At 64.9% G+C, this 21,188-nt stretch carries 23 protein-coding genes; 9 read left to right on the plus strand and 14 right to left on the minus strand.

What is annotated here, in order from left to right; translation table 11 throughout:
* Positions 1-208 (plus strand): HGGxSTG domain-containing protein (locus XI03_RS19435; RefSeq protein WP_271592952.1); only part of this gene is annotated, 208 nt, incomplete at its 5' end.
* A gap of 156 nt (positions 209-364) precedes the next feature.
* Here the strand turns inward: XI03_RS19435 and XI03_RS19440 are convergent.
* The 3 genes from XI03_RS19440 to XI03_RS19450 form a co-directional block, all read right to left on the minus strand.
* On the minus strand, positions 365-547 hold the full coding sequence (locus tag XI03_RS19440; protein WP_038971801.1) for a hypothetical protein: 183 nt from the start codon (positions 545-547) through the stop codon (positions 365-367).
* 178 nt (positions 548-725) lie between these two features.
* Positions 726-965 (minus strand): DUF3606 domain-containing protein, encoded by a 240-nt coding sequence (locus tag XI03_RS19445; protein WP_049801728.1) that lies wholly within the window; start codon positions 963-965, stop codon positions 726-728.
* Between the two features lie 252 nt (positions 966-1,217).
* Positions 1,218-2,636, minus strand: a complete 1,419-nt coding sequence (locus XI03_RS19450) for a TAXI family TRAP transporter solute-binding subunit (protein WP_271592953.1) — start codon at positions 2,634-2,636, stop codon at positions 1,218-1,220.
* Between the two features lie 271 nt (positions 2,637-2,907).
* Here XI03_RS19450 and XI03_RS19455 point away from each other — a divergent pair, with 271 nt between their 5' ends.
* The 5 genes from XI03_RS19455 to XI03_RS19475 all read left to right on the plus strand — a co-directional run bounded on the left by XI03_RS19455 (position 2,908) and on the right by XI03_RS19475 (position 8,707).
* On the plus strand, positions 2,908-4,149 hold the full coding sequence (locus XI03_RS19455; RefSeq protein ID WP_271592954.1) for an MFS transporter: 1,242 nt from the start codon (positions 2,908-2,910) through the stop codon (positions 4,147-4,149).
* 33 nt (positions 4,150-4,182) lie between these two features.
* A complete protein-coding gene (locus XI03_RS19460) occupies positions 4,183-5,388 on the plus strand; it encodes a M20/M25/M40 family metallo-hydrolase (protein WP_271592955.1) in 1,206 nt (401 codons plus the stop codon).
* 124 nt (positions 5,389-5,512) lie between these two features.
* Positions 5,513-6,601: a mandelate racemase/muconate lactonizing enzyme family protein gene (locus XI03_RS19465; protein WP_271592956.1), complete on the plus strand. Its 1,089-nt coding sequence runs from the start codon at positions 5,513-5,515 to the stop codon at positions 6,599-6,601.
* A gap of 139 nt (positions 6,602-6,740) precedes the next feature.
* Positions 6,741-7,889, plus strand: coding sequence for an amidohydrolase (locus XI03_RS19470; protein WP_271592957.1), 1,149 nt, complete (start codon positions 6,741-6,743; stop codon positions 7,887-7,889).
* A gap of 95 nt (positions 7,890-7,984) precedes the next feature.
* Entirely contained in the window at positions 7,985-8,707 is a 723-nt protein-coding gene (locus tag XI03_RS19475) for a DUF72 domain-containing protein (protein WP_271592958.1), read from the plus strand.
* On the opposite strand, the gene XI03_RS19480 is transcribed toward XI03_RS19475, so the two are convergent.
* Positions 8,704-9,891 carry a CaiB/BaiF CoA transferase family protein gene (locus tag XI03_RS19480; protein ID WP_271592959.1) on the minus strand — a complete coding sequence of 396 codons (1,188 nt, stop codon included), beginning with the start codon at positions 9,889-9,891 and terminating at the stop codon, positions 8,704-8,706. The genes XI03_RS19475 and XI03_RS19480 overlap by 4 nt on opposite strands.
* 97 nt (positions 9,892-9,988) lie before the next feature.
* Complete coding sequence (locus XI03_RS19485; protein ID WP_028143152.1) at positions 9,989-11,341, minus strand: ferredoxin reductase family protein; 1,353 nt, start codon at positions 11,339-11,341, stop codon at positions 9,989-9,991.
* A 282-nt stretch (positions 11,342-11,623) separates the two neighbouring features.
* Here XI03_RS19485 and XI03_RS19490 point away from each other — a divergent pair, with 282 nt between their 5' ends.
* Positions 11,624-12,100: a hypothetical protein gene (locus tag XI03_RS19490; protein ID WP_271592960.1), complete on the plus strand. Its 477-nt coding sequence runs from the start codon at positions 11,624-11,626 to the stop codon at positions 12,098-12,100.
* Positions 12,101-12,119: 19 nt separating this feature from the next.
* Here XI03_RS19490 and XI03_RS19495 read toward each other — a convergent pair whose 3' ends face one another.
* The 5 genes from XI03_RS19495 to XI03_RS19515 form a co-directional block, all read right to left on the minus strand.
* Complete coding sequence (locus XI03_RS19495) at positions 12,120-14,405, minus strand: heavy metal translocating P-type ATPase (RefSeq protein ID WP_271592961.1); 2,286 nt, start codon at positions 14,403-14,405, stop codon at positions 12,120-12,122.
* A 33-nt stretch (positions 14,406-14,438) separates the two neighbouring features.
* The gene (locus XI03_RS19500; RefSeq protein WP_271592962.1) at positions 14,439-14,888 is read right to left on the minus strand and encodes an EF-hand domain-containing protein; all 450 of its coding nucleotides are present in this window, start codon (positions 14,886-14,888) and stop codon (positions 14,439-14,441) included.
* Positions 14,889-15,108: 220 nt separating this feature from the next.
* Positions 15,109-15,303 (minus strand): DUF2783 domain-containing protein, encoded by a 195-nt coding sequence (locus tag XI03_RS19505; protein WP_028143156.1) that lies wholly within the window; start codon positions 15,301-15,303, stop codon positions 15,109-15,111.
* A complete protein-coding gene (locus tag XI03_RS19510; RefSeq protein WP_271592963.1) occupies positions 15,300-16,937 on the minus strand; it encodes an FAD-dependent oxidoreductase in 1,638 nt (545 codons plus the stop codon). The genes XI03_RS19505 and XI03_RS19510 overlap by 4 nt, the downstream gene beginning before the upstream one ends.
* 28 nt (positions 16,938-16,965) lie before the next feature.
* Complete coding sequence (locus XI03_RS19515; protein ID WP_028143158.1) at positions 16,966-17,508, minus strand: VOC family protein; 543 nt, start codon at positions 17,506-17,508, stop codon at positions 16,966-16,968.
* A gap of 123 nt (positions 17,509-17,631) precedes the next feature.
* On the opposite strand from XI03_RS19515, the gene XI03_RS19520 reads away from it, so the two are divergent.
* Positions 17,632-18,120: a MarR family winged helix-turn-helix transcriptional regulator gene (locus XI03_RS19520; protein WP_038946918.1), complete on the plus strand. Its 489-nt coding sequence runs from the start codon at positions 17,632-17,634 to the stop codon at positions 18,118-18,120.
* Positions 18,121-18,130: 10 nt separating this feature from the next.
* Here the strand turns inward: XI03_RS19520 and XI03_RS19525 are convergent, their stop codons facing one another.
* Both XI03_RS19525 and XI03_RS19530 read right to left on the minus strand, forming a co-directional pair.
* On the minus strand, positions 18,131-19,030 hold the full coding sequence (locus tag XI03_RS19525; RefSeq protein WP_271592964.1) for an MBL fold metallo-hydrolase: 900 nt from the start codon (positions 19,028-19,030) through the stop codon (positions 18,131-18,133).
* Positions 19,031-19,073: 43 nt separating this feature from the next.
* Complete coding sequence (locus XI03_RS19530; protein WP_271592965.1) at positions 19,074-19,706, minus strand: DsbA family protein; 633 nt, start codon at positions 19,704-19,706, stop codon at positions 19,074-19,076.
* A gap of 113 nt (positions 19,707-19,819) precedes the next feature.
* On the opposite strand from XI03_RS19530, the gene XI03_RS19535 reads away from it, so the two are divergent.
* Complete coding sequence (locus tag XI03_RS19535; protein WP_271592966.1) at positions 19,820-20,731, plus strand: LysR family transcriptional regulator; 912 nt, start codon at positions 19,820-19,822, stop codon at positions 20,729-20,731.
* 32 nt (positions 20,732-20,763) lie between these two features.
* Here XI03_RS19535 and XI03_RS19540 read toward each other — a convergent pair whose 3' ends face one another.
* Positions 20,764-20,943, minus strand: coding sequence for a hypothetical protein (locus XI03_RS19540; RefSeq protein ID WP_028143162.1), 180 nt, complete (start codon positions 20,941-20,943; stop codon positions 20,764-20,766).
* A complete protein-coding gene (locus tag XI03_RS19545; RefSeq protein ID WP_271592967.1) occupies positions 20,940-21,164 on the minus strand; it encodes a hypothetical protein in 225 nt (74 codons plus the stop codon). Before XI03_RS19545 ends, XI03_RS19540 begins: the two co-directional genes overlap by 4 nt.
* Positions 21,165-21,188 lie beyond the last annotated feature (24 nt).

The raw sequence follows: 21,188 nt of genomic DNA on the forward strand, positions 1-21,188 counted from the left end.
CGGCGGCCTCGCCTGCCGCGCGCCGGCGGTGCGCGGCAAGCTCCGCTGCCGCATGCACGGCGGCGCGCCCGGATCGGGCGCGCCATGGGGAAACCGCAATGCCCAGAAGCATGGCGCCTTCACGCAGGAGCGGATCGCGGAACGAAGGGCGATCCGGGAGCTGTTGGACGAGGCGGGGAAGCTGCTGGGGGAGCTGGATCCGGACTAAAAGGAAAGCAGGTAGATCGGAAGCGTCGAGGCGACAGATCGTTCAGAAGGACATGAGCGACACCGCCGCGCCCCTTGCCCACGACAATTCCAGGACGCATTCGCCCGCGCGAAGTGCTGCAGCGCCGGGCCACATCACCGGGTGCCAGCCGAAAAGCTAGCGCGGCGCGTTCGCCGGATCGACAGCGGAAATCTGCAGCCCTGCCTCATCCAGCGCCTGGGCAATCTGCTTCGCCAGCAGCTTGGCCTCTTCGGTCCCGATCTGCGTGTCGGGGTGTCCCTTGAAGAACGCGCAAATGGTCGTGGCGATGATGGTATTCACCTGGTGCAAATCATCCATTTGATGCACGCGAAGTTGCGAACGGATTCACCCGGAAGAGGTGGCGCATCGCGAACGCACAGGAAGAGCGGTCAACGCAGACCAAAGAACGACAGAATGGCTGCGATCACGACGACTAATCCTATGAGGTAAATCAGGCCGTTCATCGGAGTTCTCCTTTTCGATGGGGTAACCGAATCTATCCGGGGGACGTGAGTCCACCCTTGAGTCCATCCTTGGCGCTGCTCTGCTCCACGAGCTCGAGCTTTTCGAGCTGAACTTCCTTCTCTATGGCCGTCAGGGAGTTGCCGATCTTTTCGACGATCCTGACCAGATCGGCATCGGAGATCTTGAGGCGCTTTCGAACGGACTTGACCTGCTTTGCGTTCGCAAGATCAAGCGTCGTGCGAATGACCCGTGGCGGCCTTGAGCACAGCATGAGCAGGTCTCCTGACCAAGGTAAGAGCGGTGACGTCTCTTTTGTTCCGAATCTTCATCAGACCACGCGTACTGAATGACGGAATAGACGAGACGACGACGATAGGAGGCGCGATAGACAAGGGATGCGTGTCGGCGCAGAGAACTTCGACCGCGTCGACAGCGGGTCTCACAAGCGTAAGTTGATCTTCCCGGCTACGACCTCGGTCCCGCCTTGGCATTGTAGACTAATTGCGTCGCAGCGCCGGTCGTCTCAACCTCGCGGCGCGCTCGCCCCGCCTCGAACGGTTTCGAAGTTGGCGGGCTGCAGCGCGGCTCGTCTCTCCGCGATGGCGTTGCTCAACAGGCCGAGCACCAGACCGAATGCTGCGAGCTCTTCTTCCTCGATAGCGCCGTCGTCGTAGCATTCGAGCGTTTCAGCTATGATGGCGTCGGCCTCGCGCTGCAGAACCAGAAGCTCCTGGCTCGATCCCGCGGTTCGCGCGCTGGACACCATGGCCAGGATTCTCTTACGGTGGTCGGTGGTCTCCTCTCTTTCGTCGCGATTCAAATAGCGACGCAACCAGGCAGCGGCCGAGCCGATCCCGGAGAGAAGCAGGAGCCCGAACCAGAAGTAATCGCCGTATCGGTCGAGGAAAGTACGTTCGTTTCCATCGATGACAGCCGCCGCTCCCCGATGCACCGGCAGCTCCGTGTCCTTGTCGACATCAGGCTTGGTGATGTGCGCAGCGCCCGGGACCTGCCTTGCAATCGCCTGGCGAACGGCAAAGAGCTGACGGAAAAAGGCAGCGACTGTCGTTTCAGGCAGAGACTTTCTCGCGACGATGAGGTGGCTGACGCTGACCGTTTCAACCTTGTCGCCCGGCCAGGCCGGATCCGCATTGAAGACGCTGGGCGGAATTTCCTCCGATTCATACCGTGGATGCTTCAGGGCGATCGCTTCCGACGTCTCGATGGCGAGAAATTTCGGCTCGCCGCGCAGGCGCGCCGTTGCAGCCACGGCATCGGACGTGACTTTGCTGTCGAGCGGCCCGACCGCCATGAATGCATCGATGGTAAGATCGCGTGCCAGCTCCTCAGTCTGGTCCGTGCCGACGTGTGTCACGATGACCTTGTCCGCTTCGACTCCGGAGGCGCTCAGGATGACGCGTAGCAACGCGGCGTTCACCGGGGTCCGGCCGATCACGCCGACGCGGCGCCCTGCGAGATCGGCGACCTCCTTGATTCTCGGCGCGAGCTTTCTCTTCGAGCCCTTGCCCGCAGATCCAGACGGAGCCCACAGCACGACGAAGTTCTTGCGCACGACGGCGACGGTCTGCGCCTCGGCAGGCATGTCCAGGTCGCCCCGGCCGACGGCGAGGTCGGTCTTGCCAGCCCCAAGCAGCGCGAGAGCCTCCACCGCTCCGTTGGTCTCGATCGGAAGCAGCCTGATCGTCCGACTTTCGTCGCCGAACGCATCGGCCATCGCCTGAATGACTTTGTAGTCGTCGCTGCCTGGTGGTCCAACGGCAATGCGGAGGGTGTCCGGCCGCAACGTATAATAGAGAGCGCCCGCCGCGGCGCCAAAGACAAGGAATCCCACGGCGAGAACCAAGAGCAAGGAATTGCTCCTCCTCCGCTCTCGGCGGGCCGCCTCGCTGGCCGTTTGACTTGTACTCTCGGATGAAGACATTGCCGCCGCTGGCCGCAGGTGAAGGCGCGTCCTGGCAGGACGCCACGTTTCCCCAAGGACAACGTCTGGCGGCCGTCCTGGTTCATAACCGCCGCCTGAGGCCGGCAATACGATCAGTCGCGTCGTCGTGTCGGCCCGCAGACAGGCGGCAAACGCCGTGCTGATTGCCGGCTGAAGCCACAATCCGGAATGAGGGGGGCGCGCTGCCGCCATTGGCGCCCGCCCCGCCATCATGTATCCCCACCCGAAACCCCCTCGGGACGGGACGCCCATGGCCACCAACGACGACGCGGGCAACGCCACCCGCGCGCTGATCTTCGCGCTGCTCGCCCTCGCCTGCGGCCACATGCTCTCCACCTTGCTGCGCACCATTCCGGCGGTCAGCCTCGACCTCATGGCGGCCGATTTCCATATCGAGCCGCAGGCGCTGGCGAGCCTCACCTCGATCTATCCCTTTGCCTTTGCCGCGGCTCAGATCCCGGTCGGGGCGGCGATGGACCGGTTTGGCGTGCGGCCGGTCTCGCTGAGCCTGCTCGCGGGGACCGTATTCGGCGCGATGGCGTCGGGCTTTGCCACGGGGGCTGCGAGCTTTGCGGTCGGGCAGTTCATGCTGGGCGTTGCCACGTCGGGCATGCTGATGTGCCCGATGACGCTGGCGGCCAAGCAATTGTCGGCGGCGCGCTTCGGCCTGTGGTCGGGCGCGATCCTCTCGATCGGCAATATCGGCATGCTGTTGTCGTCGAGCCCGCTCGCGTTCGTCGTGGACGCCTATGGCTGGCGCGCCGGGTTCTGGATGTCTGCGATCGGCGGGGTCGCGGTCGCGCTTGCAGTATTCGTTCTGGTTCCTCACCAGCAGGCTGAACACAAGGACGAGTCTTCGCCTTTGTCGCAGATGATCGAGGTGCTCAGGCTCGGTCTCTCGCGCCCGTTGCGCGGATTGATCGCGCTTGCGCTGGTGTCGCTGGCGACATCATTGGTGCTACGCGGCCTGTGGGGCGGCCCGTGGCTGATGGACGTGAAGGGCTTGTCGCGGGTCGAGGCGGGCAACCAGCTCGGCGCCTTCACGCTGGCGATGATCGCGGGGCCACTGTGCATCGGCATGATCGACCGCAGGTTGGGTCGCCGCCGCGCGCTGGTGGCGGGCTCGCATATGGTCGGGGCGCTGCTGCTGGCACTGATGGCGCTCGGGGCGCCGCATCATGCGGTATCCGTGCTATCGGGGGTGCCCGTGATGCCGCCGCAATATGACCTCGTGCTGTTCGTGCTGATCGGCCTTGCGACCTCCGCCCAGCCGCTGCTGTTCGGCATGTCCCGGCAAGTGGTCGACGCGCAAATGGCGGGCAAGGCGCTCGCGGCGGTCAACCTCGCCTTCTTCCTCGGCGCGGCGCTGATGCAATCGGTGACGGGAGCGGTGGCGGCGCTTGCCGGGTTGCCGGCCGTGCTGCTGTTCATGGCTGCCATGCTGGCATCGGGCGTGCTGATCTTCTTGGCTTACACCTCGTCAAGCCCATAGGATGACGCGCTCCGCTCGCCAAAGGAAACAATCATGCCTGTCGATACCAAAGCCGCCACCGACCGTCTCATGCGCTTCCTCGCCGTCGAGGGCGTGACCGGACAGGAGGCGGCGATCGGGCGTGAGCTCACGGCCGCGCTGAAGGAGAGCGGCGTGCCGGCCAAGGCGATCCGGCTCGACGACGCCAACACGCGCATTCCCGTTCCGACCGAGACCGGAAACCTCATCGTCGACCTGCCCGGCCGCGGCGCGCTGCACAACCAGCCGCGCATCATGTTCATGACCCACATGGACACCGTGCCGCTCTGCGCCGGCGCCAAACCGAAGAAATCGGGCCGCAAGATCGTCAACGAGGCCAGGACCGCGCTGGGCGGCGACAATCGCTGCGGCTGCGGCGTGCTGGTGACGCTGGCGGCCGAGCTCGAAAAGCAGAAGCTCGACCATCCCCCGATCACGCTGCTGTTCTGCGTGCGCGAGGAGAGCGGGCTCTATGGCGCGCGCCACGTCAAGCTCGACGAGCTCGGATCGCCGGTGATGGCCTTCAACTATGACGGCGGCGCGGCCTCCAACGTCGTGATCGGCGCGGTCGGCGCCGACCGCTGGAGCGTCGAGATCTTCGGCCGCGCCTCGCATGCCGGCGTCGCGCCCGAGCGCGGCATCTCCTCGACCATGATCATGTCGCTCGCGCTCGCCGACGTGCAGGCCGGCGGCTGGTTCGGCAAGGTGGTGAAGGGCAAGGGCGCGAGCGAGCGGATGGGCACCAGCAATGTCGGCCCGGTCACCGGCGGCGAAGGCCGCCCCGCGGGCGATGCCACCAACGTCGTCACCGACTACGTCCATGTGCGCGGCGAGAGCCGCAGCCACGACGGCAAGTTCTTCAAGGAGATCACCAAGGCCTACAAGGCCGCGTTCGAGAAGGCCGCCAAGAAAGTGACCAACGCGCAAGGCAAGTCCGGCAAGGTCAAGTTCAAGGCCGAGACAGACTATTTTCCTTTCCGCATGAAGGACAGCCAGCCAGTGATCAAGCGCGCGGTCGAAGCCGTGTCCGCGGTCGGCGGTACGCCCAACGTGCGCACCGCCAATGGCGGCCTCGACGCCAACTGGATGGTCCGTCACGGCATTCCGACCGTGACGTTCGGGGCAGGACAGAACGAGGCCCACACGATCGACGAGTGGATCAATCTCGATGAATACGACCGCGCCTGCGCGCTGGCCGTGCAGATTGCAACGATGCGTTGAGGCAGGCTCGTAGGGTGGGTTAGCTGAAAGCGTAACCCACCTCATTGGTATCCGAGGCGAGAGACGTGGTGGGTTACGCTTCGCTACCCCACCTACGAAGCAAAAAGAAAAACAGGGAGGCCACATGCCACGCATCGCAAAGATCGAATCCGCCCTCTATCGAATCCCCCTCCCCGTCACGCTCTCCGACTCCACGCATGGCGAGATCGCGGCGTTCGAGCTGATCACCTGCCGCATCCGCGACGCCGACGGCGCGGAAGGTGTGGGCTACACCTATACGGTGGGACGCAATGGCGGGGCGACGGCGGATATCCTCAAGCGGGAGATCCCGCCGCTGATCGAGGGCCGCGAGGCCGACGATACCGAAGCGATCTGGCATCATGTCTGGTGGGCGCTGCATTATGGCGGGCGCGGCGGGCCGGTGGTGCTGGCGCTCTCCGCGCTCGACATCGCGCTGTGGGACCTGAAGGCGCGGCGCGCCAAGCTGCCGCTGTACCAATTGCTCGGCGGCTTCGATGCGCGCGTGCCATGCTATGCCGGCGGCATCGACCTCGATCTTTCTGTCGATGAACTGCTCGCGCAGACCGACGGCAATCTCGCCAAGGGCTTTCGCGCCATCAAGATGAAGGTCGGCCGACCCGACCTGAAATCCGACGTCGCCAAGGTCGCCGCGATGCGGCAGCACCTCGGCGACGGCTTTCCGCTGATGGTGGACGCCAACATGAAATGGACGGTCGAAGAGGCGATTCGCGCGGCGCGCGCCTTTGTTCCCTACGACCTCACCTGGCTCGAGGAGCCGATCATCCCCGACGATGTCGTCGGCCACGTCCGCATCATGCAGGAAGGTGGCGTGCCGATCGCGGCTGGCGAGAATTTGCGCTCGCTGTGGGAGTTCAAGAACTACATCGCGGCGGGCGCGGTGTCGTATCCGGAGCCTGACGTCACCAATTGCGGCGGTGTCGGCGCCTTCATGAAGGTCGCGCGGCTGGCGGAAGCGTTCAACCTGCCCGTGACCAGCCACGGCGCGCACGACATCACCGTGCATCTGCTCGCGGCCTGCCCGAACCGCTCCTATCTGGAGGCGCACGGCTTCGGGCTGGACAAGTACATCGAGGACCCGCTGGTGCTTCAGGACGGCAAGGCGCTCGCGCCCGATCGGCCGGGGCACGGCATCAGCTTCGACTGGGAAGGGCTGGCGAAGCTGGCTGAGTAGGCTTTCAAGACGTGGATGGCCGGGTCAAGCCCGGCCATGACGGTGCTGCTGCACACGAGGCATTCGCTGGCCCTTGATGCGCCGACTCAATATTCGGTTATGCTGGCGATAGCCGTTCCTCCTGACGAAAGCTCCTATCTTGTCCCCCGAGTTGCACCAGAAATTGACCGAATGGCGCCGGCACCTTCATGCGCATCCGGAGCTGTCGCTGCAGGAGAAGGAGACCGCTGCCTTCGTACAGGAGAAGCTCACCGAGCTTGGCATTCCCTTCGAGGCCGGCATCGGCGGCCATGGCGTCGTCGCGACCTTGACGCGCGGCCATGCGCAAAGGCGGGTCGGGCTGCGCGCCGACATGGATGCGCTGCCGATCACCGAGGACACCGGCCTGCCCTACGCGTCCAGGACATCGGGCGTGATGCATGCCTGCGGCCATGACGGACACACCGCTTCGCTGCTCGGTGCCGCCGCGCTGCTCGCTGCCGACGGCACCTGGAGCGGCACGGTCGATTTCATCTTCCAGCCGGCCGAGGAAGGCTTTGGCGGCTCGCGCGCGATGGTCGCGGACGGGCTGTTCGACCGCTTTCCGATGGAACGCGTGTTCGGCTTCCACAATTGGCCGGGCCTTGCCGCCGGCACCATCGCCGTGCACGACGGCGTCGTCATGGCCTCCGGCGGCCGCATCACCATCACCATCGAGGGCCATGCCGGCCACGCCGGCATGCCGCATCTGACGCGCGATCCCGTTGTGGCGGCCGGCCATCTGATCGTGGCGCTGCAATCGATCACCGCGCGCAGCGTCGATCCGCTCGACACCGCCGTGCTCTCGCTCTGCACCATCGAAGGCGGCACCGCGCCGAACCAGATCGCCGGACGCGTCACCATCCGCGGCACGCTGCGGTACCATCGCGAGGCGGTCAAGGACGTCATCCTCGGCGGCATCGAACGGACCTGCGCCGGGATCGCGACGAGCTTCGGCGTCAAGGTCACGCCCGAGATCGTCTGGGGCGTCGGCGTCGTGGTCAACACGCCTGATGAAGCGGGCCTTGCGCGGATCGCCGCCGAGAAGGTGCAGGCCGAGCTGCGGCGCGACCTCGCGCCCAGCATGGCCGGCGAGGATTTTGCCCATTATCTCCAGCAGCGGCCGGGCGCGTTCGTCTGGATCGGCAATGGCGAGCTCCGCGACGGCGCCGAGCTGCACGGCCCGCGCTACGATTTCAACGACGCGATCCTGCCGGTGGCATCGAGCTGGATGGCGGAGGTGGCCAAGACGGCGCTGGCGTCGAATTAGCGACCGCGCGCCGACAGCAACATATCGCCCGCATCGACGTTTCCTCCTGCAAAGCGCGGCAGCTCCCGCCGCGCCCAACGGATGGCACGTGAAAAATGGCGCGCGTTCTGATCGGAACTTCCGGCTGGCACTACAAATCCTGGCGCGGTCCGTTCTTTCCTGAAGGCGTGACGTTGAAGCAGCAGCTCAGCTATTACGCCGGACAATTCGACACCACGGAGCTGAACGGCGTGTTCTACCGCACGCCGACGCCCGACGCGGTGAAAGGCTGGCGCGAGCAGACCGGCCGCGATTTCGTCTTCGCCTGGAAAGCGTCGAAATTCATCACGCACTGGAAACGCCTGTCGGACCGCTCGGTCAACAGCCTCGAGCTGCTGGAGGACCGCATCTCACGGCTCGGCGGCAAGGCCGGCCCGATCCTGTTCCAGCTGCCGCCGCAATTCCAGGCGGACGCAGACCGCCTCGCGTCCTTCTTCAAGCTGTTGTCGCGGAAACGGCGTTACAGCTTCGAATTCCGTCATCCGAGCTGGTACCAGCCGCGCATCCTGCGCATGCTCGCGGATGAGAACATCTCGCTGTGCCTATCCGACCATCACGACGCGCCGGCGCCGTGGAAGCGCACGGCGGATTTCGTCTATGTGCGCGGTCACGGGCCGGGCGGGCGCTATCACGGGCACTATACGAAGGCCGCGCTGGCGCAATGGGCAAGGCGCATCAAGTCCTGGAAGCGGCAGGGCTGCGACGTCTATGTCTATTTCGACAACGACCAAAAGAGCGCGGCACCCGCGGACGCCAAGGCGTTGAAGCAATTGCTCTAGATGACACCGCTCTGCCGAAGCGCCGCAATCTCGGCTTCGTCATAGCCGAGTTCAGCGAGGACTCGATCGGTATGTTCCCCGAGCGTCGGCGGTCGGCTCGAAATCTCGCCCGGCGTTTCCGACAGCCGGACCGCGGCGCGCGTCACCGGGGCGGGCTTCGGCAGGCCGGGATAATCGACGTCCTGCATGAAGCCGGCGGCGCGGACGTGCGGATGGTCCAGCGCCTGTTGCGGTGAGAGGACAGGCCCGGTCGGGATCATCGCACCTCCCAGCGCATCGACGGCCTCCTGCGTGGTGCGCCCGGCGCACCAGCGCGCCATCCGCTCGCTGATGACGGGACCGTTGTTGCCGCGGCTGATGTCGTCGGCAAAGCGCGGATCGTTCAGCCACAATTCCTCCTCGCCCATCAGCCTCGCCCAGCGCTTGAACAGGGGATGTCCCGTGACCTGACACAGCACCCAGCCGTCCCGCGTGCGGTAGATGTCGGCGGGCGCCGCGGTCTGGCCGAGATTCCCCGTCGGAACGCGATTGACGTTGATCACCGCCTGCTCGATCAGCGTCGCGTTGGTGAAGGACAGCGCGGTTGCGAGCAGCGCGCCCTCGACGACCTGCCCACGGCCGGATTTGCCGCGTTCGATCAGCGCTGCGAGCGTACCGAACGCGCAGTGCAGCGCGGTGCCGAAATCGACCCAGTTCACCGCGGCCCGATATGGCGGGTCGCCGGCGCCCGTCATGTAGACCGATCCCGACATGACCTGCCCGACGCCGTCGAAGCCGACCCGGTCGGACCACGGCCCCGGCCCGCCGAACGCGGTTGCCGTCGTCAGGATGATGTCGGGCTTGATCCCCTTCAAGGACTCGTAGTCGAGCTTCATCGCGCGCAGGGTCTGCGGCGGCAGATTGGCGACGACGACATCCGCGGTCGCGACCAGGCGCCGCATCACCGCCTGCCCCTCCGGCTTCATCGGATCAAGCGTGATGCACTTCTTGTTGCGGTTGACCTGGAGGAACAGCGCGCCCTCGCCGCCTTCGCCGACCGGCGCGACGAAGCGATCCTCGCTGCCTTCGCGCTTCTCGACGCGAATGACCTCGGCGCCGAATTCGGCCAGCAAGGTCGCGCAATAGGGCCCGGCGATATAGCGCCCGAAATCGAGCACCCGCACGCCCTCCAAGACTCCTCCCATCGATCCCTTCCCTGCGCCGCTTGCCCGTTGTTTTCCGCAGATTACAGGGACTGGCTGCGAGGGCAAGTTGGGAAGCGAGATGGACGTGCGGCTTTCATCATCGCATCGCGAACAGCTCCTGATGAAACCGCTGTTCGACGGGGAAGCCGTGCGCGCTAAGGTCTCGTCTGAGCGCTTCCCCGAAACCCGCCGGACCACAGAACCAGATGCTCGCCTCGCGCCATTGCGGCACGGTTTCGCGAATGCGTTCGCCGGTCAGTCGTCCGTGACGGGCGTCGATGAGGACGTGGAGACGAACATTCGCCGAGCGCGCATCTGCTGCGAGCTTGCCGAGGGCTTCCTCATCCACATCAGTGGTGGTGTGAAAGAGGTCAACCGCCTGCGCGACGGAGCAACCTGGAATATCCTTCGGCATGGCCATCTGTTTCATGCGGGCAACGAAGGGCGTGATGCCGATACCACCGCCGATCCAGATCTGGTGCGAGCAATCGTCATCGAAGGTGAAGCAGCCATAGGGCCCTTCCACCTTCACCTTCTGCCCGACACGGAGCTTCTCCCGCAGCCGGCTGGTGTGGTCCCCGAGTTCCTTAGTGATGAAGATGATCCTGGGCTCTGCAGCATTCCAGCACGATGCGATCGTGTAGGGATGCGCGCCCTCGGAGACATCGGACGTGGCGAAGGCGAACTGGCCCGGCCTATGCCCCGGCCAGCCATGGGGCACCTCGATCTCGGTCTCGATTGCCCTGACGCCGGGATAATATTTGAGCGCGGTGATCCTGCCCTGGACCTGGCGACGGGCGCCAATGCGCCGCAACAGCGCGACAGCCGCCGCCCATGTCCCGAACGCAAGCAGCGCCCCCACGATCCAGCCGAGCGGCGACATCCAGTAGCTGAACTTCATCAGCGTGACGGCGTGAAACACCAATACCAGATACGCGACGGCGAGGAGCCGATGCGTCTTGTAGAAGAGCCGATAGGGGAACATTTGAATGAGCGCCAAGGCAATCAGCACGACGGCGCCGTAGAAGGCCCACTCGCCCAGCCCCTCCGCCGGTCCATGCAGGCCCGCAAAGAAGGCCTCAATCGGATTTTCGATGGCGGGTCTTTCCCCACGCTGCGGTCGGGTCAGCAAACCCCAACCGACCGCCCATTTCGGGGCATTGGCCCAGAGCCAATGGATAATGGCAGTCACGAGGGCAGCGATACCGAGCCATTTGTGCAAGCGGTACATCTTGTCGAGGCCGCCCAGCCACGCCTCCGGCCAACGTGGTCGCAGCGCGAGGATCATCGCCATGCTCATGCAAACGATTGCCAGGACGCCGCTCAGCTGCACCATCCTCTCGCGAAGTGGGAAGAAGGGGCCCGGCCCAAATGGCTGGGGCTCCGCAATCAGCCACAGGAGGACGAGAACCGCCAGACCGCCCCAAAATACCCGTTTGAGCTTCTCCATGCCGTCGTTGCCTCACAACGTTACGGCGCCAGCTTGACCTGATCGCGCCGCGTTGCATTGAGCTGACTCAAGCCGGATCGTGATGAGCTGCAGGACCTGGTCGAGGCTGAGCGTGAAGGATTCTCTTTCAGCTCGTCGCCTGACGACCGCCTGAAACGGCCCCGCGACGCATCCTGCGTCGCGGGGCCGCAGCTCATTCCGTTCAAGACTTTGCTCCAGCGCAAACTCCTGAATGCCGCAATCTCCCACCTGAGAGCAAAGAAGCTCTTCGGAGGAAATCCCGTGATCATCTCAACCAAATCGCTCATACCCGCAGCCCTCGCGCTCTGTCTCGTCCTGGGGCAGTCTGCTCTCGCCGCCGGACCACACACGCATGAAGGACCAACCACGACCGCCGGGCCGGTGCTCGACCACGGCAAGAAGTGGCCGACCGATGACGTCTTGCGCCGCGGCATGGACGACATCAGCCTTGCCATGAGGCAATCGCTGGCACCCATTCACGGCAAAGTGTTTACGCCTGCGCAGTACGAGGCTCTGGCGAAGCGAATCCGGGCGCAGGTCGATGACGTCGTAGGAAACTGCAAGCTGCCCGAGCAGGCCGACCAGCAACTTCACCTCGTCCTCGAGCAGATCATCGACGGCGCGGCCAAGATGAAAGCCGGGACCAGCCGCGATCAAGGAGCCAATAAGATCGTGCGGGCGCTCGCTCAGTACGGCAAGTATTTTGACCATGCCGGCTGGCAACCGCTGGAGCATTGAGGTCGATTGCCGCTGCCGCCTATGCGGCCACGGCCTCGTAGATGTCCTCCTCCTGGGCCGTGTGCATGCGCACCAGCGTTTCGATCGCCTCGATCACGCGCTGAGCGTCGCGAATGAGGTAGCGGTCGATCTTCTCTGACGGCAGATCCTCCGCGATCCGGGCGAGCAGCCGCGCGAGATGCAGTATCTCGCGATGCGCACGGCTCATGGCAGAGAGTCCGTGGCGGTCGCGCAGCACCTCGTTGAGCTTCGGATAGACGCTGTCTTCATCCTCGCGTTCGTGCATCACGACGCTGCCCTGGACCAGTCGGTGGGCCTCGCCAATCAAAGTCGCGGCGGATTCGGGCACCGCATCGTCCAGCGCATCGACGATCTGCCGCAGGCGGTCGAGATCCCTAAGCAGGGCCTGATGATCGTGATGCAACGTCAGCCCCTGCTCCGCGGTGAGGCGCGGACCGCTCCTGACGAGGGGCGGATTGAGCGCCCGCAGCGCGTTCAGGATGACGGCAACATCGATCACCTCCTGAACGATCGCGGCGGGGACGGGATCGAGCCAGCCAAGGCTGGCCGCGACCATGGCTACCAATGACAACCCCATCCCGACGAAGATGCTTTGCAGGGCAATGTGCCGCGCGCGCTGGGCGATGATGATCGCTTCGCCGACCCGATCGAGCCGATCCGTGAGAATCACCACATCTGCCGCCTCGGAGGAAGCGCTTGCACCGCGTGCACCGAGCGCGATCCCCGTGTCAGCCACGGCCAGCGCCGGTGCGTCATTGATGCCATCGCCGACCATGATGGTCGGATGCAGCCGCTGTTCGCTACGCACCGCTTCGACCTTGTCCGAGGGAACGCGATCGGCCAGCACGGCATCGAGATCGAGCGCCGCTCCGATGGCCTGCGCCGCCGCGGCGCGATCACCCGTGACCATCACCATCCGCGCGATGCCGGCGTCGCGCAACAGCCGGATCGCTCGTGGCGTGTCGGCCCGCAATTCGTCGGCCAGCAGCAGCGCGCCGATCAGGCGGCCGTCCACCGCGACGAGGACGATCAGCGCCGAGCGCCACGAGGCACGTCGAATCGCCCGCAACGCCCATGGTGACAGCTCGGCACGCGAGAGAAGCATCTCTCGCGAGCCCGCCACGACTTGGCGTCCGTCGATCTGGCCGCTGAGGCCGGAACCCATGGTCTCCTTGACATGTTCCGGCGGCTTCAGCTTGAGCCCCTTGGCGAGGGCCGCAGCGACGACGGCCTTCGCAAGCACGTGATGCGAAGCTTGCTCGAGCGACGCCCCGAGCGTGAGGACCTCATCCGGATCCTCGCCCGGCGCGACTTCTACGGACAGCAACCGCGCTCCGCCCACCGTCAGGGTACCGGTCTTGTCGAAGAGCACGGTGTGCGCATGGGCCAACGCCTCCAGCGCCTTCCCGCCCTTGACCAGGATGCCGCGGCGGGCCGCTTGCGCCACCCCGGCGATGAAGGCGACAGGTGCGGCCAGAATCAAGGGACACGGCGTCGCCGCCACCAACACGGCAAGGCTGCGGGTTACGTCGCCGGAGATGTGCCATGCCACGAAGGACATGACGAGTGTCACCGGCAGGAAGATCAGCGCATACCGGTCGGCCAACCGCACAAAGGGAGCTCTCGCTGTTTGCGCCACAGTCACCATGCGCACGATGCCCGCATAGGTACTCTCGCTGGCCGCCGCGGTCACGGTCAATTGGAAGGTCTCGCCCGCATTCAGAGAGCCGGAAAGAACGGCGCTTCCGCGGGTCTTCTCTATCGGAATCGGCTCGCCAGTCACCGCGGACTCGTCGATCGCAGCGAAGGCCGACGCAACGACACCATCGACCGGCACGATCTCGCCGGCTTTAACCAGAAGCTCTTCGCCGACCGCGACGTCCTCGATCGGAACGTCCTCGATCCGCTCGCCGGACTTGCGATGGACCTGCCGCGGCGCCCGATCAACCAGGGATCTCAGATCATGCTCCGCCCGTGCGATCGCGATCTCCTCCAGGACATTGCCGCCGGAATACATCAGCGCGACCACGGCGCCTGCGAGCGGCTGTCCGAGCGCCAACGCCGCACTCATCGACAGCAGCGCGATCGCGTCCACTCCGACGCGGCCTCTCAGCAGGTCCTGGACGATCGAGGCCGCCAATCCTGCAATCACGGGCGCCGTGCCGAGCGCCCAGGCGAGATCGGCCAGATCAGGTCGGCCCGCGGCTCGCGCGAGAATACCCGCGGTCAACCCTGCGATTGCGATTGCAACCAAAGCCCATCGCAAGACCCGATCAAACGACATGGCTTGGCGCACCCGCCCTCCGGTATCCGCTCGCTATTGCTGCGGGACGGAGCTCTTGCTCCTGTGCATGAACGTCATCATCTCTTCGAAAGTGAGCTTCCCGTCCTTGTCGCGATCCATTGCCTTGAAGATCCGTTCGTGAGCGACTTGAAACTCGGGCAACGAGAGGGTCCCGTCACCATCGGCATCCATCAGCGCGAAGATGATGCGGAAGACGACCGGCGGCTCCATGGCGTCACCGCCCGTGCCATGCCCCTTCATTCCTTGTCCCATCATTCCGCGCCCCATCATTCCCATCATATCTCCACCGCGCATCGGACTCTGCCGCTCGGCGGACGGGCTGGCAGGAGAGCTCGATTGCGGCGACGCAGGCGTCTGCTCCTGTCCGGGATGATGACCTTGATGGTCCGCCGGCGATTGAGCCAACGCCGGCTGGCCCAAGGTGACGAACAGCAACGCTGCAGCAATGGTTCGACCTAGCATGGTGCTTCCTCCGGCCTTGGTGTGGGGCCTAAGAAAGTGTCGAACTTCACCGATTTTACCTTGAGCCAAGTCAAGAAAGCGGCTTCTGCCCAGATGGCTTTTCGGCGCGACTGACCTCGGTGCCGCATTCACCCGGCGAGATCGCCCAAAACGGAACCTGCCGCCGGTTCTGCCGGCTGCTTTCTGCGATCTCCCGATCCCGAGGCGGAGTTCCCGCGGCCTAGCTGCCGCCCCTGCGGGCGCAGCCAATCGCCTCCGTCAGGACCTTGCGGTCGCCGATGTGATTGGCGAGCAGCAGGATCAGCCGTGCGTTCATCCGCAGCGCCTGCTCCTCGTCGAGGTCGCGCTGACTGTTGATCAGTTCGGCGTAGAAGTCGTCGGGATCGGCGATGTTGGGTGACAAATTGAGCGTCATGCTGCCAGCTCCTTCCGTCCGGTGGTGTCGTGCCCGGAGGCCCGCAACATCGCATCCGCGATGCTTGCCTCGTCGAATCCGGTCCAGCGTGCCGCGACGTATTGATCGGGGCGGAACAGGTAGGTGGTTCCGGGCGAAGCGCCGTAGCGCGCGGCAAGCAGGCCGGAGGGATCGGCGATGTCGCGGCCGACGACAATGAACTTCGCTTTGAGCGGCCCCACCGCGATCTCGGTCTTGTCGGTCTCCTTGCCAAAGGCCACGACCGTGAAGCCATCGCCGAGACAATGGAGGAACCAGGAGGGCTTGCCATCCACCGTGATCGGCGCATCGGCCGCATTGGTGCCGGGCCGCACGCCGCCCATCATCGCGTTGTCGTCAGGCGTATTGAGCGCCGACGTCGCATAGGGCGTCGGCGTCGAGAGCCGGCCGCTGTTGACCAGCGGGCGCGCAAAGCCGTGATGGCGGGCGAGCTCCAGCACAGCGTCACGGAAATAGCGGCTCACTCTCGTCTTCGGCGTGATGAAGTCGGTGGCGCGCGTCGAGTTCAGGATGTTGTCGTCGGCGGCATAGGCGCGCTCTTCGTGATAGCTGTCGAGCAGCGCTTCCGAGGCTTCGCCGCGCAGCACCATCGCGAGCTTCCAGGCGAGATTGTCGATGTCCTGGACGCCGGTGTTGGCGCCGCGCGCGCCGAACGGCGAGACCTGATGCGCGGCGTCGCCGGCGAACAGCACCCGGCCCTGGCGGAAATTGTCGATGCGCCGGCAGGCGAACTGATAGATCGAGACCCATTCGAGCGCGAACTCGGTCTCCTCGCCGAGCATGGCGCGGATGCGCGGGATCACCCGCTCCCGCCTCTTTTCCTCATCGGGATCGGCGTCCCAGCCGAGCTGGAAGTCGATGCGCCAGATCTTGTCCGCCTGCCGGTGCAGCAGCACGGACTGGCCGCGGTGGAACGGCGGATCGAACCAGAACCAGCGCTCAGTCGGGAAATCCGCCTTCATGGCGACGTCGGCGATCAGGAAGCGGTCCTGGAAGAACTGTCCCGCGAACTCGGCGCCGACCATCTTGCGCACGTCGGAATTGGCCCCGTCGCAGGCGATCAGCCATTGCGCCTCCATGGTGAAGATGCCGTCGGGCGTTTCCACCGCCAGCGTCGCATGGTCGGCGGCCTGCTTCAGGCTGATCAGCCGGTGCTTCCAGCGCAGCTCGATCAGCGGATTGGCCCTGCATTTGGCGACCAGGATCTCCTCCAGATGATATTGCTGCAAATTGATCATGGCCGGCCATTGGTGGTCGGCCTCGGGCAACAGATCGAACTCGTAGGACAGCTGGTCCTGGAAGAAGACCCTCCCGACATTCCAGCTCACCCCGCGGTCGACCATGGGCGCCGCGCAGTCGAGGCGGTCCCAGATCTCGAGCGGACGCTTGGCGTAGCAGACCGCGCGCGAGCCGATCGAGACGGTGTCGTTGTCGTCGAGCACCACGACCGGCTGGCCGCGCGCGGCGCAGTCGAGCGCCGCCGTCAGGCCGATGGGACCCGCGCCGATCACCACGATCGGATGCCGCTTCACGATCCCCTCGGCCTGCTCCAGAGAGCGCCGGTAACCGAACTTCGGATAGATGTAGCTCGCCATGTTCGCTTCCTGATGCGCGTGCCTGGGATCAATGCGCGTCCGCGAATTCCTTCTCGTGCATCCAGGCGGTGTGGCGCGGCGGGCGCTTGGTGCGCGACCATTCCTCGACCATCTCGTGCGCGACCGACTTCATGCGGTCGATCTGCTCGGGCGTAGCGGTCCAGGCCGCGATTTCCAGGCGATGGCCGCTCGGGTCACGGAAATAGATCGACTTGAAGATGGTGTGGTCGGTGACGCCGACGACGTCGAGGCCGGCGGCCTCCGCGCGCGCCTTGGCCTCTTCCAGCTCGGCGAGGTCCTTGACCTGGAAGGCGATGTGCTGGGTCCACTCCGGCGTGTTGGGATCGCGGCCCATCGGCGGCGAATTCGGCAGCTCGAAGAAAGCGAGGATGTTGCCGTTCCCGGCATCGAGAAAGATGTGCATGTAGGGATCGGGCGCCTTGGTCGAAGGCACCCGATCCTCGGCAATGGCGCCGAGAAGATCCATGTTCATGACGGTCTTGTAGAACTCGACAGTGGCCTTGGCGTCGACGCAGCGATAGGCGACGTGATGGATCTTCTCGATTTTCATGGCGTTTCGCTCCCTGGACTTGCGGTTGCGAAATTAGTATCAGATGTTACTATTTCCTGAATTTGATCTGGATCAATCCACTCGAGGAATTTTTCGGATGGATCGGCGGACGGGAATCGCGTGATGGGACGTTCGAGCGTGGCACGCGGGGAAGCGGCCAAAGTCGCAGCGGCGCAGGATGGCGTCGAGCTGGACCTGCAGCGATATTTTCCGTACCGGCTGGCACGCCTCGCCGAGCAGGTGTCTCTGGCGGTTGCCGAGGTCTATTCCGAGCGCTTTGCGTTGACACGGCAGGAATGGCGCGTGCTCGCCATCCTCGGCATGCGCCCGGAGATTGCGACCAAGGAGATCGGCCCGCTGACGACGCTCGACAAGATGCAGGTCAGCCGCGCCGTGCAGGGCCTGGAGGCGCGCGGCATCGCCGGCCGCAAGCACCATCCCGACGATCGGCGCGAGCTGATAGTCTCGCTGACCCCAGCCGGTCGCGCGCTTTATCGCAAGATCGTGCCTTACGCGCTGGCGCGGGAGACGAAGCTGCTTGGGGAGCTGACCGCCGAAGAAGTGGCGGTGCTCGACCGGGTGATGCGCAAATTGTCGGCCGCGCTGGCGTAGCTTCTCCCGCTCAGCCCCACTTCATCTCGCCCTTGGCAACCTTGGAGCCGATATCGAGCGCGACGCCCATGCCGAGATTCGGGAAGCGGGCTTTCATGGCAGCCTTCAGCGCAGCGCTGTCAGCCGCCTTCGCCAGCTCTTCGTCGAACGCGAGCAGATACGTCCTGGTGTGCTCGACAGCGGAAAGATCGACGGCGACGCCCGATGCCATGTGACCCGGCACGACCAGGGACGGCTTGCGGGCCGCGATCTTGTCGAGGTTGGCGACCCAGGCTGCGCGCTGCTCCTTGGTCGGCGTATCGGCGGTCCAGACATGCACGCCGGAGAAGATCATCACGCCGCCGAACACGGCATTCAAGGACGGAACGAAGAGATAGCGGCGGTTGGCGAGACCTTCGGCGTTGACGATTTCGATCGCCTCGCCGTCAACCGCAAGAGAAGCCCCATCGAACGCTTCCGGCAGAACGACATCGGCGAGCGTCTGCGGACCGTTCTCCTTGAGCTGCGGTCCCCAGACGGCGAGCTTCTTCTCCACATTCGCCTTGATGGCCGCGAGCGTCGCGGACGCCGCCAGCACCTTGGCATTCGGGAAGGCCTCGCGAACCGGCTTCAGGCTGAAATAATAGTCGGGATCGGATTGGCTGATATAGATGGTGGTGAGCTTCTTGCCACTCGCCTTGATCGCCTCGACGAGCGCGCGTCCGTCCGGATAGGAGAAGCCGCCGTCGATCAGTACCGCCTCGGTCGGACCGGAAAGCAGGACGGGCGCACGAAAAAATCCATTGGGGCCTGCGGGAAAATGTTTCCAGCTCAGCTTGGCCTCCGCTGCATGGCCGACGTCGGCGGCCGCGAACAATGCGGCGGCACCCGCGGCAAGGCTGGTCTTCATGATCCGTCTCCTCGACAACATGGCTCTCTCCATTGAACTCTGCAGGGAAAATCGGTTTGGGCGATCAGGCGGCACGAAGTTGTGCGGCCAGCAGATCGAACCGCCCGAACAGCATGCTGCCGTCGAGCAGCCTCCGCCCGGCGCCCTCGCCGACCACCAGAGCCGGCACGCCACCGGCCCCAAATCGCGTCATGTCGGCGCGCGCGGCCGCGATCCGCGTCTGGTAAGCCGCGATCAATGCATCGTCAGGCGCCCGCACGCGGCGTGCCGCATCGGCCAGTTGCGCGCCCTCGAGCACGTCCGCGACGACTTGAAGGCTGGAATTGTCGCGGCCATCGACGTAGCGGGCGCGCTGCAAGAGCTTGAGCGCCTCGAGCTCACGGGCCGGATCACCCAGGCCCACGGCGACGACGCCAAGGGTCGCTGCCGCCGAGTCGAACAGGCTGCCGGTATTGCCGAGAATTCCGGTGCGATAGGCCTCACTGAACGGCTGGCCGGTCAAGCGTGCGATGCGCTGGTCGTTCTGCCAGGCATAAGCGGCAAAATGCTGGTCCATGGTCCGCGCCGCAGGGCCCGCAAACAGGCCGGTCGGTGCCAGCACCAGGGTGGCATCGCCGTGCGCGGCAAGCTGCTCCAGCACCGGCGAGGCGCCGTAGCACCAGCCGCAGAGAGGGTCGAAGAGATAGGTGATTTGCATGATTTCGGGCCGCCAATGTTCGATGCAGAGAAACCTAGCGGCCGATCATTATTTGATAAATATCAGATAATGGTACATATTGTTTGTTATTAGCTAACAATGGCGACGACCGCATGGAAGCGATCAACCTCAACCGCCTCGCTTATTTCGCAGCCGTGGTCGATGCCGGCTCGTTCACACGCGCTGCCGAGCGCCTCGGCATCACCAAGACCGTCGTCAGCCAGCAGGTGGCACGGCTCGAAGCAGAATTGAAAACGGCTTTGCTGCTGCGGACCACCAGGAGGGTCGAGCCGACCGAAGCCGGCCGGTTGCTGCATGCCCGTTGCGTCATGATCCTGCGCACGGCGGAAGATGCCGTCGACGAGCTCGCGCAGACCAATGCCGAGCCGATGGGCATGCTGCGGATCGCCGCGCCGAACGACTATGGCGCAACGATGATCGCGCCGCTGGCGGCGAAGTTTGCGCGAAAATATCCCGCTTGCAGTGTCGAGCTGATCCTGTCGGACACGCGAACGGACCTCCTCGCCAACCAGATCGACCTGTCGATCCGGGTCGGCTGGCTGAACGATTCAAGTCAGCAGGCCAGGCGGATCGGATCGTTTCGGCAATTGCTGGTGGCCGCACCGGACGTAGCAGCGGCGTTCCGGAGCAAGACGCCCGACGAGCTTGCGGCTCTGCCGTTCATTGCCAACGGCGCGCTCGACGAGCCGCTGGTCTGGCGCTTCACCAGACGCGATATCGACAGCCGCACGATCCGCATGCGGCAGTCGATCTCGATCAACACGACGCCTGCGGTGCTGGGCGCAGCCCTCGCCGGCGGTGGACTCTGCGTGCTGCCCGACTACCTGGTCGCGGAGCATTTGAAGTCCCGTCGGCTGGTCCATGTCCTGCCGTCCTGGAGCTTGCCGGCCGGGGGCATCCATGCCGTGTATCCCGCGGCCCGGTTCCGGCCGCCGAAGATCACGGCGTTCGTGGCCATGCTGGTGCAGGAAGGCCGCGTGCTCGCTAGCAAATTTCCGGAATGAAAAAATTTCCGGAATGACACATGCGCGCCTGTTCACGCCGCCGATCGATCCGGCAGGCCGCCCCGCAGAGCGTCGAGCAGGCGCTGCTCGCGCTCGATCCGGGCGCGATAGAGCTCGCGTTCGCTCTCGCTTCTGGCACCGGCCAGCAACACGCGATAGTGCCCGATCACCTTCTCGCTGCCGCTGATGAGGAGGTTGCGGACGTCACTCATCGTTCCACTCCGGTCGTGGCAATCGCCGATGGCGCGTTTGGAACGGTGAATGCGGCCGGGAAGGCATCGGCGGCGAGAGCCTCGAGCGCGGTCTGCTCCTCGGCGAGGCGTCGTTCGATAAACTGGCGCTCAAGGTCCGACAGCTCAGTCTTGAGCAAACGTCGATAACGAGAGAGGTTGTTGCGGTGCGCGCGGATGCGGGCGAAATCCTGATCGAGCATCGTCGTCACTCCTGACGGTCTTTC

It is taken from the genome of Bradyrhizobium sp. CCBAU 65884 (assembly GCF_028128835.1).
GTDB classification, from domain to species: domain Bacteria; phylum Pseudomonadota; class Alphaproteobacteria; order Rhizobiales; family Xanthobacteraceae; genus Bradyrhizobium; species Bradyrhizobium ottawaense.